The organism is Cohnella sp. GCM10020058 (assembly GCF_042683485.1).
GTDB lineage: Bacteria > Bacillota > Bacilli > Paenibacillales > Paenibacillaceae > Cohnella.
Window position 1 is genome coordinate 387,518 of record NZ_JBHUJV010000017.1, and the last position, 12,910, is coordinate 400,427.

At 57.9% G+C, this 12,910-nt stretch carries 6 protein-coding genes; all 6 read left to right on the forward strand.

The features are described 5' to 3' along the window. The first annotated feature begins 158 nt into the window (after positions 1–158). Positions 159–890 carry a ZIP family metal transporter gene (locus ACFSR7_RS29280; protein ID WP_378167755.1) on the forward strand — a complete coding sequence of 244 codons (732 nt, stop codon included), beginning with the start codon at positions 159–161 and terminating at the stop codon, positions 888–890. 16 nt (positions 891–906) lie between these two features. Then, positions 907–1,440: a hypothetical protein gene (locus ACFSR7_RS29285; protein ID WP_378167756.1), complete on the forward strand. Its 534-nt coding sequence runs from the start codon at positions 907–909 to the stop codon at positions 1,438–1,440. Between the two features lie 154 nt (positions 1,441–1,594). Beyond that, positions 1,595–3,565 carry an ATP-dependent DNA helicase gene (locus tag ACFSR7_RS29290; RefSeq protein WP_378167758.1) on the forward strand — a complete coding sequence of 657 codons (1,971 nt, stop codon included), beginning with the start codon at positions 1,595–1,597 and terminating at the stop codon, positions 3,563–3,565. Between the two features lie 291 nt (positions 3,566–3,856). Further along, positions 3,857–5,509: an ATP-binding protein gene (locus ACFSR7_RS29295; RefSeq protein WP_378167760.1), complete on the forward strand. Its 1,653-nt coding sequence runs from the start codon at positions 3,857–3,859 to the stop codon at positions 5,507–5,509. A 38-nt stretch (positions 5,510–5,547) separates the two neighbouring features. Further along, positions 5,548–11,265, forward strand: coding sequence for a HAMP domain-containing protein (locus tag ACFSR7_RS29300; protein WP_378167761.1), 5,718 nt, complete (start codon positions 5,548–5,550; stop codon positions 11,263–11,265). Positions 11,266–11,604: 339 nt separating this feature from the next. Continuing rightward, positions 11,605–12,801 (forward strand): glucosaminidase domain-containing protein, encoded by a 1,197-nt coding sequence (locus ACFSR7_RS29305; RefSeq protein WP_378167763.1) that lies wholly within the window; start codon positions 11,605–11,607, stop codon positions 12,799–12,801. Positions 12,802–12,910: the final 109 nt, after the last annotated feature.

Consider the following 12,910-nt stretch of genomic DNA (forward strand, 5'->3'; position numbering starts at 1 on the left):
TTGCGTTCATGTAATTGAACGAAGCGCGTACATCGTATATTGTTATTTTAAACCAAGGCGCATCGAATTGCAGCATGGCGAAGTCAAAAACGGCTCGCGTTCGCATACGATAAGGAAACGGCGGGGCTTTCGCTTCGTTTTCGAAAGGAGAATCGCGTTTGGAAACGGCGCTGCTTGGCAGCTTTATATCCGCGATGGCGACGGTACTCGGAGCCGTCCCGATCTTGTTCATCAAGCGGCTGTCTGAAAAGTGGAAGGACATGCTGGTGGCGTTCACCGCCGGTATCATGGTGTCCGCGTCGATGTTCGGGCTGATCCCGCAATCGCTCAATGAGTCGGGCCTCGTGCTGCTGACTTTGGGCCTGCTCATCGGCATCGTCTCTCTGGATCTGATCGAAAAAAACATTCCGCACGTGGATGTCGAGAACGGGGCGCGCGTGCGCGGCTTCGACAATAAGGCTTTGCTGGTATTGGTAGCGCTCTTTATACACAATATACCTGAAGGACTAAGCACGGGCTTCAGCTACGCCAGCGCCAGCGAGGGGCTCGGCACGATGGTGGCCGTCGCAATCGGCGCGCAAAATATGCCGGAAGGTCTGGTACTGGCAGTGTTTTTGCTCCGGTCGAACGTCGGCAAGCTGAAGCTGCTGGCACTCGTGACGCTTACGGGGTTGATGGAGGTCGTCTCCGCGGTCATCGGCTACTTTACGGCAAGCTATGTCGACTCGTTGATCGGGATCGGTCTTGCGTTTGCGGCCGGCGCTATGCTGTTCATCGCATACAAGGAACTTATTCCGGAAAGTCACGGACATGGGTACGAGCGTCCCTCGACTTATTCGTTTATCATCGGTTTGATCGTGATGATCTATATCGCGCATTGGTTCGGTTAGAAATGGAGGGAGTCGCATGGCCTTCGAATGGCCGGGTTACGACCCGCCGGGTTACGGCGATACGCAGTCGCTCTTGGAGGCTGACGGCATCGACCTGCAGACGTTGCGCGGGGCGCGGATCTGCAACGTCTGTTCGGCATGGGACGTTCAAGCCGAGCGGTGGTGCGCTTCTTCGCCGGTCGTATTCGAGCTGGAAGGCCTGCAGCTGGAGATCGGATTCAAAAACGAACGTCTGATCCGTTTGACGATCAACGAGATTCAGATGAGCGTCACGAATGCGGGCGATTGCTTCACAGGCCCGGGCGCGCGGCGTCTGCCTTATGAGTGGCGGACGGACCGGTTCGAGCTGGCACCCTACGTCGGCCGCTTTATTCTGGGTGCTGACTTATTGGAAAAGATCGATGGCGGAAGCGGGATCATCGGCATTTGTTTTCGCATAGACGGCGGGAAGCTGGAGCTCGTCAATGTCGCTTCGGCCGGCGGCGTCGAGATCGGAATTAATCCGCCTGACAGCGCCACTTTCGGAACCAAACGCGTAATTGCGATCTGAAAGCTCAAAAAGCCGATGACGCGAAGGATGTGAAAAGCAAGAACATAATCCAGCCCGACCGGAGCGATTCATCGTTTCGGTTATTTTCATGGTATAATAATGGCTTCGGCATTTTGGGCAGTACCAGACAACAAAAGGTTGGAGGCAACGGAGCTTGAGCAAGCGTTATCCATTCGAAGTCGTAAGCGGCAAACCGTTCGCCCTGCAAGTCGGGGAATGGGTCGCGGACGTTTTTTACGATATTTTGCCCGAAGCCGGGTTCGAGGTTCGGGACGAGCAAATTTTTATGGCCTATCAGGTGGAGCGGGCGTATGCGGATAAAAAAACGATTTTCGCCGAGGCGGGCGTCGGTACGGGCAAAACGCTCGTTTATTTGCTTTATGCGGTATGTTATGCGCGTTACACGGGCAAGCCCGCAGTCGTCGCATGCGCGGACGAGTCTCTGATCGAGCAGCTCGCCAAGCCGGAAGGAGACCTTGCAAAGCTGGCCAAGCATCTGGACCTGACGGTCGATGCCAGACTGGGCAAGTCGCAGGACCGTTATTTGTGTCTGCAAAAGCTGGACGATGCGCGGCTCGGATACGCGGATACGGAGCTGTACAAGGATATTTACGAGAGCCTGCCGCCGTTCGTCGGCAAGACGGAGGCGCTCCAGTCGTTCCATGCGTACGGCGATCGCAAGGAATATCCGGATCTGGACGACGTGCAATGGGGGCGAATCGGCTGGGACAGCTTCCGCGACTGCTTCGTCTGCGACAAGCGCCATCGCTGCGGGATGACGCTGTCAAGGGAGCATTATCGCGGGGCAGCGGATATCGTTATTTGTTCGCACGATTTTTACATGGAACATGTATGGACGTACGAGAGCCGCAAACGGGAAGGGCAATTGCCGCTCCTGCCCGAGCACAGCTCGGTCGTCTTCGACGAAGGCCATCTGCTGGAATCCGCCGCACAGAAGGCGCTCACCTACAGGCTCAAGCATGCTGCGTTCGAGGAGCTCGTCACGCGCTTGCTTAAAAACGATATCCGGGAGTCTTTGGCGGTGCAGATCGACCTTGCGATCGAGCGGAGCGAGCTGTTGTTCGACGCGCTGGCTGCGCGAAGCGCCAAGGTCGCCGGTTCCGACCGGATGGAGATCAAGACGGATGCAGCGCTGCTCCGGTCTGTCGCGGAGCTCGATGCCGTGCTGGAAAGAATCGAGGAAAACCTCGTGTTCGAGAGCGAGCTGTTCAATCTGGACGGCTACCAGCTGCGAATCGTCGAGGAACATCTGGAAATGATGCGGGTCGCGCTCGGCCTGTTCGCGGGTCCCACACCGCCGATTTGCTGGACGGTCGACGGTCTGACAGGACTAACGCTCGTCATTATGCCGCGCACCGTTCGCGAGGTGCTCGGCGAGCGGGTATTCGCGAAGCCGATGCCGATCGTTTTCTCTTCGGCGACGCTATCGTCGGGCGAATCGTTCGATTATCTCGCCCATAGTCTGGGCGTGCCGAATTACTTATCGTTCAGCGTCGCTTCGCCGTACGATTATCCCGAGCGGATGAAGGTGACGGTGCCGCGAGCGCAACCCGCCGCTTTAATTGAAGATTTAAAGGCATTGACGGCGTGGAAAGCTGAAGCGGCGCTCGAAGCCGTCAACCGGGCGAAGGGCGGCGTTTTGATCCTGTTTCCGACCAGGGAAGCGTTGGCGGCGTTTAAAGCGGCTTACGAACGGACGGAAGGGACGGCCGGCCGCCGGTTTCTGTTCGAAGGCGATCGCGAGATAACGGTATTGATCTCCGAGTTCCAACGCGATCTGGGGAGCGTACTGTGCGCGGTTACGCTATGGGAAGGCCTCGATGTTCCGGGGCCGTCGCTCGCGACCGTCGTCATGTGGGCGCTGCCTTACCCGCCGAACGATCCGGTGTTCGACGCCAAGCGCCGAGAGGCGGCCGATCCTTACCGGGAGGTGGACTTGCCATACATGCTGCTTAGATTCAAGCAGGGCTTGGGGCGGTTGATCCGGACACGCGAGGACAGCGGAGAGATCGTCGTACTGGAGCCATCGCTAGCGGCGGGAGAGCCGCCCGAATCGGAAATCCGGGCTTCACTTCCAGCAGGCGTCGATATGACGATCGCATAGCGATCCGGCATGCCCGAATCGGATAAAACCAACGAAAAGCAGCCTGCAATCCGGGCTGCTTTTGCATATTTATGGGATTTTTACGGAAAGTAACGTTAATAAAGTTATGTAAACTAGATGCAATACTTTTCCACGTCAAACGTGCGTATGCATACTAAAAAAATGTTCAAAAAGTCAGGAATCGAGTGTTTCAGACAGAAGTCGAGTGGGTAAATAACCATGACATTTGTGCGATGAAACCGCCATAAGATTTTTTGCTCGACAATCTATCGAAATTCAAGGAGGAGCGGAATGGAAGACGCCGCCCATATCTTGCTAGTAGACGATCGTCCGGAAAACCTGATGGCCATCGAAGCGATATTAGCCGGAGAACCTTACATTTGCGTAAGGGCGTATTCGGGAATCGAGGCGTTGCGCTGTCTGCTTGAGAAGGAATTTGCCGTCATCGTCATGGACATCCATATGCCGGACATGGACGGGCTCGAGACGGCTGCCATGATTAGAGCGCGCGAGAAGTCGCGCGTCGTGCCGATCATCTTCGTGTCGCAGGATGCACACGAAGAGCAGTACGATTTCGACGGCCATGCCGGAGGCGCCATCGATTACTTGACTAGACCGCTTGCTCCGCATATTTTCAGATCGAAGATCGCGGGCTACGTCAGCATGTACGAGACGACCAAGGCACTGCAGATGCAGAGCGAGCTTCTGCAGCAGCAGACCAAGCAGCTTGAGCGGACGAATCACGCGCTTGTGCAGGCGAAGGAGACGGCCGAGATCGCGCTTCGGGTCAAATCCGAATTTCTCGCCGTGATGAGCCACGAGATCCGTACGCCGCTGAACGGCATCATCGGAATGTCCGATCTGCTGCTCTCGTCGGATCTGCCCGAGGAGTACGCCAGCATGGTCGGCATCATACATACGAGCGGCAACGTGTTGCTGTCGGTCATTAACCACATTCTCGATTTTTCAAAGATTGAGTCGGGCAAAATGGAGTTGGAGGAGGAGCCGTACGATCTCAGGCTTTGCCTCCTCGAGACGATCGATCTGTTCACGGCGGCCTCGCGCGAGCGCCAGCTGGAGCTGATCGTCGTGCTCGATCCCGGCCTGCCGTCGATTTTGATCGGCGACAAGAACAGGCTGCGCCAGGTGCTGATCAACATTGTCGGAAACGCCGTAAAATTCACCAAGAAAGGCGGCGTTTACATATTCGTCAAGCAGCTGTCGGAGGAAGGCGGCCGTCTGGACGTCGAATTCACGGTACTCGATACGGGGATCGGCATTCCGGCGGACAAGATCGGCCAGCTTTTCCATCCGTTCGCGCAGCTCGATACGTCGATGAATCGCAAGTTCGACGGCACCGGTCTCGGTCTCTCGATCAGCAAATCGCTTGTGGAGCTGATGGGCGGGGCGATTCGTATCGAGGAGACGCGGGAGCCTGGCGCGATGTTCGTCTTTACGGTGCGGGCGGGCCGGGTGCCGGGCGATGCCGCAGAGCCGATGCGCCCCGATGCGCTCGCCGTGCTTCCCGAACGGACGGGCGAGGACGACAAACGCTGGCCGGAGGGATTGCGCGTGCTGATCGGCGAGACTTGTCCGATCTACCGCTCTTTGCTCGTACATATGCTGGACATGCTTGGCATTGAGGCAAAGGTTGTCTTGGATGCGGAGGAGATGCATGAAGCGCTGCTCGAGTGCGTTTTCGATCTCGTCTTCGTCGACGAAGAGCTGCTGGCGACGGCCGTTCCGCAAGGAGGCGCAGACCGAAAAGGGCGAACGAAACGCGTGCCGAGAGAGCCGCCTTTCGTAGTCGCTTTATGCGCGAGATACGAAGAAGCGATGGAACGCGCAAGCAAGGCAACGGCATCCGCCAACATCGATGACTATATACAAAAACCAATTTCCCTTGAGCGCTTAAAACGTTTGCTCGGCAACCTTTCAAATTAGAAAAGTTATTATTTATGCTTCATGGGGGATGAGGATCTATGACGGATCGGGATATGGATCAGCTGTCCGGGGACAATCTTGCGGATAGCGGGGAACTGCTGAATGCGCTGATGGCTTGGAAAAAAGGTAATTTCTCTTATCGCATGCCTTACCATTATACGGGCGTGGCCGGCAAAGTCGCCGATACGTTTAACGAGATCATGGATATTCAGGAATCGATGGTTCACGAGATCCAGCAGCTCGCCCGCGTCGTCGGCAAAGAAGGCAACCTGTCGCGCAGATTTGCGTTGCAGCACAAGGGGGGAGCCTGGGACCAGACGGTCGAATCGCTGAACGGCCTGATCGACGATCTCACGCAGCCGACCAGCGCGATGGTTCGGGTTATCAATGCGGTCGCGCAAGGAGATCTATCGCAAAAGGTCGAACTCGAACTCGAAGGGAGGCCGCTGACGGGAGAATTCCAGCGTACTGCGGCTAACATCAACACGATGGTCGACCAGCTGTCGATGTTCTCGTCCGAGGTCACGCGCGTGGCGCGCGAGGTCGGTACGGAAGGCAAGCTCGGCGGGCAAGCCGATGTCAAGGGCGTATCCGGCACCTGGAAGGATTTGACCGAGAGCGTCAACAACATGGCGAGCAATCTGACCGACCAGGTTCGCAACATCGCGGCCGTGACGACCGCGGTGGCCAAGGGCGATCTGTCCAAGCAGATTACCGTCAATGCGAAGGGCGAGATTCTCGAGCTCAAAAACACGATCAACACGATGGTCGACCAGCTGTCGATGTTCTCGTCCGAGGTTACGCGCGTAGCGCGCGAGGTCGGCACCGAAGGCAAGCTCGGCGGTCAAGCCGACGTCAAGGGCGTGTCCGGCACCTGGCGCGACTTGACGGAGAGCGTTAACTACATGGCTTCGAATTTGACCAATCAGGTGCGCAACATCGCCGTCGTGACGACGGCCGTCGCGAACGGGGATTTGTCCAAGCAGATCACGATGGACGTTCAAGGCGAGATTCTGGAGCTGAAGGTCACGATCAATACGATGGTCGGCCAGCTGTCGACCTTCGCGTCGGAAGTCACGCGGATGGCGCGCGAAGTCGGCACCGAGGGCATCCTCGGCGGACAAGCGGAGGTCAGCGGGGTCGCCGGCACCTGGCGCGACCTGACCGAGAGCGTTAACTACATGGCTTCGAACTTGACCAACCAGGTGCGCAACATCGCGGAGGTCACGACCGCCGTGGCGAAGGGCGATCTGAGCAAAAAGATTACCGTCGACGCCAAAGGCGAAATCCTCGAGCTGAAGAGCACGATCAATACGATGGTGGATCAGCTCGGCAACTTCGCTTCCGAAGTTACCCGCGTCGCCCGCGAAGTTTCCAACGACGGCATTCTCGGCGGCCAGGCGGACGTCAAGGACGTCTCCGGCACCTGGAAGGACTTGACCGACAGCGTTAACTTCATGGCCGGCACGCTCACCGACCAGGTGCGCAACATCGCCGAAGTGACGACGGCCGTCGCGAAGGGCGATCTGACCAAGCAGATCACCGTTAACGCCAAAGGCGAGATCCTCGAGCTCAAAAATACGATCAATACGATGGTCGATCAGCTGTCGACGTTCGCTTCCGAAGTTACGCGCGTGGCCCGCGAGGTCGGCACCGAAGGGATGCTGGGCGGACAAGCCCAGGTTAAAGGCGTGGCGGGCACCTGGCGCGACCTGACCGAATCGGTTAACGATATGGCGTCCAACCTCACCGACCAGGTGCGCAATATCGCCGTCGTCACGACGGCCGTTGCGAACGGCGACCTGTCCAAGAAAATTACGGCCGACGTACAAGGCGAGATCCTCGAGCTGAAGAATACGATCAACACGATGGTCGATCAGCTGTCGACGTTCGCCTCCGAGGTTACGCGCGTGGCGCGCGAGGTCGGCACGGACGGCAAGCTCGGCGGCCAGGCGCAGGTCAAGGGCGTCGGCGGCACCTGGAAGGACCTGACCGAGAGCGTCAACAACATGGCCCGCAACCTGACCGACCAGGTGCGCAACATCGCGGACGTCACGACCGCCGTCGCAAGGGGCGATCTGTCCAAGAAGATCACCGTAGACGTCAAGGGCGAGATTCTCGAGCTGAAAAACACGATGAACACGATGGTGGACCAGCTCGGCAACTTTGCGTCCGAAGTTACCCGCGTCGCCCGCGAGGTTGGCACTGAAGGCAAGCTGGGCGTGCAGGCGGACGTCAAGGACGTATCGGGCATGTGGAAGGACCTGACCGATACGGTTAACTACATGGCGAGCAACCTGACCATTCAGATGCGCAACATCGCCGGCGTCACGACGGCGGTCGCGAACGGGGACCTGTCCAAGAAGATCACCGTCGACGTCAAAGGCGAGCTGCTCGAACTGAAAAATACGATCAATACGATGGTGGACCAGCTCAATTCGTTCGCGTCCGAGGTTACGCGGGTGGCGCGGGAGGTCGGCACGGACGGCAAGCTCGGCGGTCAGGCGCAGGTGCGCGGCGTCGGCGGCATCTGGAAGGATCTGACCGACAACGTTAATATCATGGCCGCCAACCTGACCGATCAGGTGCGCGGTATCGCCAAGGTCGTAACGGCGGTCGCGAACGGCAACCTGAAGCTGAAGCTGACCGTGGATGCGAAGGGCGAGATCGCGGAGCTGACCGAGACGATCAATAACATGACCGATACGCTGGCCATCTTCGCCGACCAGGTCACAACCGTGTCCCGGGAGGTCGGCGCGGAAGGGAAGCTGGGCGGACAGGCAAGCGTGCCTGGCGCCGCAGGCACCTGGCGCGACCTGACGGACAACGTCAACTACATGGCGAGCACGCTCACGACGCAGGTACGTGCGATTACGAACGTCGCCACCGCGGTGACGAACGGAGACCTGTCGCGTACGATCGACGTCGCCGCCGCCGGCGAAGTCGAGACGCTGAAGGACAATATCAACGAGATGATCCGGAATCTGAAGGAAACGACCCGGATCAACACCGAGCAGGACTGGCTGAAAACGAATCTCGCGAAGATCTCCCGGCTTATGCAAGGACAGCGGGATCTGTATGCCGTCTGCCGCATGATCCTGTCGGAGCTTGCGCCGCTCGTCTCGATGCAGCATGGCGTCTTCTATATGAACGATGTCGTGAGCGGCCAGTCGGTGCTGAAGCTGTTCGCCAGCTACGCCTTCCACAATCGCAAGCATCTGTCCAACGAATTCCGCGCGGGCGAAGGCCTGGTCGGCCAATGCCTGATCGAGAAGCAGCGCATTCTGCTTACGAACGTGCCAGGCGATTATGTCGTGATTTCCTCCGCGCTAGGAGAGGCGACGCCGCTTAACATCGTGCTGCTGCCGATCATTTTCGAGGATCAAGTGCTTGCCGTGCTGGAGCTGGCTTCGTTCCGATCGTTCAGCGAGATCGATATCGCGCTGCTGGATCAGCTGACCGACTCGATCGGTATCGTCATTAATACGATGCAGGCGAACCGGCGTACGGAGGAGCTGCTCGTCCAGTCCCAATCGCTCACCGAGGAGCTGCAGAAGCAGCAGCTCGAGCTGCAGAATACGAACGAAGAGCTGGAGGACAAAGCGAAGCTGCTCGTCATTCAGAAGGCCGAGGTCGAGAGCAAAAACAACGAGGTAGAGGTCGCAAGACGATTCCTCGAGGAAAAGGCCGAACAGCTGGCGCTCACGTCGCGCTACAAGTCCGAGTTCCTGGCCAACATGTCGCACGAGCTGCGCACGCCGCTCAACTCGCTGCTGCTGCTCGCCGAGCAGCTCGCCGACAACCTGGACGGCAATCTGGCCGATCACCAGGTGAAGTTCGCCAAGACGATCCAGGATTCCGGCCACGAGCTGCTTAATCTGATCAACGACATATTGGATCTGTCGAAGATCGAGTCGGGCACCGTCTCGGCGGAGTTCAGCGAGCTCAACATCAGAGAGCTGACGGACGGACTCGACCGTTCCTTCCGCCATATGGTGGACGAGCGCCTGCTCGCGTTCCGCATCAAGGTCGAACCGGAGGTACCGTCGCGCATTGTCAGCGATCCGAAGCGGCTGCAGCAAATATTGAAAAATCTGCTCTCCAACGCCTTCAAATTCACGGAGAAAGGAGAGATCATGCTCCGGGTCCGCAAAGCGACGGAAGGATGGAGCGAGAGCGCGGACCGGCTTAACCGGGCGGCTTCCGTGCTGTGCTTTACCGTGAGCGACACGGGAATCGGCATTCCGAAGGACAAGCAGCAGATCATATTCGAGGCGTTCCAGCAAGCGGACGGCAGCACGAACCGGGTGTACGGCGGCACCGGACTCGGCCTCACGATCTCGACCGAGATTGCGGAGATGCTCGGCGGGGAGATTACTCTCTTCAGCGAGCCGGGCAGCGGCAGCGTGTTTAACTTGTATCTGCCGATCGACGCATGGGACGTTCAGCCAGAGCCGAAGACGAGGCATATGCCCGAGGTGATCGACGTCTCTCCGCCCAAGCGCATCCGGTTGACCCCGCCGACCCAAGGGGCGGAGCTGCAGGATGACCGCGACGACATCGAGCCTGGCGATTCCGTCTTTCTGATCGTCGAAGACGACTTGAAGTTTTGCGAGATCGTCCAGGACGCGCTGAGCCGCAAGGGGATCAAGACGGTGATTACGTCCAAGGGCCTGCAAGCGCTCGAGCTGGCCAAAAAGTACAACCCGATGGCAATCACGCTCGATCTTCACCTCGGGGACACGGACGGGTGGCTCGTACTGGAGCATCTGAAAAACGACATGTCGGTCCGTCATATCCCGGTGTGCGTCATTACCGTCGACGAGGACAAGACCGAGCTGCTGCGCAAAGGCGTATACGACTATTTGTGCAAGCCCGTCACCAACGACGAGCTTGATCTGGCACTCGAAAGTCTCAACGCGTTCGCTTCCCGCGGGGAGCGTCAGCTGCTCGCGGTCGTGAAGTCGCCCGAACGCAGGAAGCAGATCGTCGATTCGCTCGCAGGCGGCACGCTCAAGATCACGGCGGTCGATACGGCGCGCAAAGCGTTGAATCAAATCGGCTCAAAACCTTTCGATTGCGTCGTCACGGAAGGCGAATTGTCCGATATGCCGATGCCGAAGTTTCTGCGGGAGATCCAGAAGAAGTCGGTGGGCAGACGCATTCCGATCGTCGTGGAAGGCGGCATTAAGCTGAGCGGGGAGGAGCAGGAGGAATGGGAAGAAATTCTCAAGTCCTCCGTCGTAAAGGAAGCGCGCACCACCGTTCAGCTGATGGACGAGACGACACTATTCCTCCACCGGAGATCGGACGAGCTGCCGGCGGGCTCGCGAGAAGCGCTTGAGCGCATCTATCAGTCGGACGAAGCGATCCAATCGCGCAAGGTACTCGTCGTGGACGACGACGTCCGCAACATTTTCGCATTGACGACGATACTCGAACGACACCAGATGACGGTGCTGCCGGCGGAGAACGGCCAAGCCGCGATCGACATTCTCGAATCGACGCCTGACATCAGCATCGTGCTGATGGATATTATGATGCCGGTCATGGACGGCTACGAGACGACCCGCGCGATCCGCGCGAACCCGGCGTTTGCGGAGCTGCCGATCATCGCGCTCACGGCCAAGGCGATGAAGGGAGACCGGGAGCTATGTCTTGAAGCCGGCGCCTCGGACTATATTACCAAGCCGGTCAACAGCGCGCAGCTGCTCGCCATGATGCGGAGCTGGCTCGATCGTGGAGACGACAGCTAAGCGGGCCACTACTTAAGCAGGAACGTCCCTTTTCATCGAATCGATGAAGCAGGGGCGTTCCTGCTTTTTTATGCTTTTCAGAAGGCGGAAGCAGGGTGTTCCTCAGACGGCGAAGCCGCAGCATCAGACGACAAGAGCCGTCAGCCGGACCGGATACGTGCAGGAATCCGTTGAATGACCACGCATGGAAAGGGGGAAGCCGCGTTTTCGCACGCTTCGTCGACAAAGGAAATCTAAATATTCGTTGACGAATTGACATGTTTTTCAAGGGGCCGTCTGTACAATCTATCCTATATTCACGATTCGCTCGTCCTTCATCAAAAGAAGAGAGGTGCAGTTATGCGTGGAGATAAGAAGCGGTTCCCCCTTGTTGTATTGATCGTCGCGACGCTGTTTGCAACCCTTGGCCTGACCTCGCTCGCAGCATTGCAAGACCCGGTTGCGCCAGCCGCCGCAGCCCCGATCGCGACATCCTCACCCTCCACCGTTACGGCCGGATCGCAGAACAAGACGGCAGGGACGCAGGAACGGCCCTCATTTCCGGATATCATTCCTGCCCAAGCCTCGATTCATTTGTCTTATGTGGACGGTCCGTCTTCTGCCAATCCGAACGATCTGCCGGCGGACAACCGGAAAAAACCGCTTAAATTCACGCTGGACGAGGAACTCGGCACGAGCGGAGCCGGCACGGTCGCCGGCAGCGGCGAAAAGCCCGGCGGGGATGTTCCGAAAACGATAACGAAAACTTCATCCGTTTCGATATACGAAGTAACGGCCTATTATTTGAACGTGCGCGCCAATCCGTACAACGGCTCCAAGGTGCTCCGCGTGGTTGAAAAAGGTACGCGTCTTGAAGTGGAGGCGATTACGGATAAAGGCTGGCTTCGGTTGAAGGAAGGCGGCTACGTTCACGGCGGCTATGCATCTTTGATCGATCCTGACGCGCCTGTCGGTGCCTCTGCCGTCGGCAGCCCCTCATCAGACCCGCCGGCGGAGCTGTCGCCCCCCGTGGCGGTAGCGGCCGTATCGGAGCCGCAAGCCGAACCGAAAGGTGCGGACGCAGCGAAAAGCGACGGCGCCGAGCAAGATCCAACGGATCCTTCGAGTCCTACCAACCGGGTCCGTTCGGATTCCGGCTTGACGGAAGAACATATCGCAAAGCTGTTCGAGGGAACGGCGCTCGCAGGAAACGGCATCGAGGACGTCGTTCTGGAAATCGAAGATGAGTACGGCATTAACGCGCTGTTCACGATCGCGGTCATGAAGCTGGAGAGCGGCAACGGGAAGAGCAAGCTGTCCCGGACCAAAAACAATTTGTTCGGCTTGAACGCGACATCGGGAGACAAGGATAATAAAGCGTTCCGCTTCAAATCAAAGGGCGATTCGGTGCGCAAGTTCGGACAGCTGCTCTCGGACAAATACGTAGAAAAAGGCTTGACGACCATCGATAAGGTCGCCGCCAAATACTGTCCGGCAAGCTCAAGCTGGGCCGGGAAAGTCATGGGAATTATGAAAAGCGATTACCGCAAGCTATAGTCTTGCGTTATAATGTCATTAGCATGGAGACTGTCGGATGTTCGACAGTCTTTTTCGCAATTCGCAAAATGTTTTGAAATCGCTCTATTGGGGTATAGACAGTCCGTGT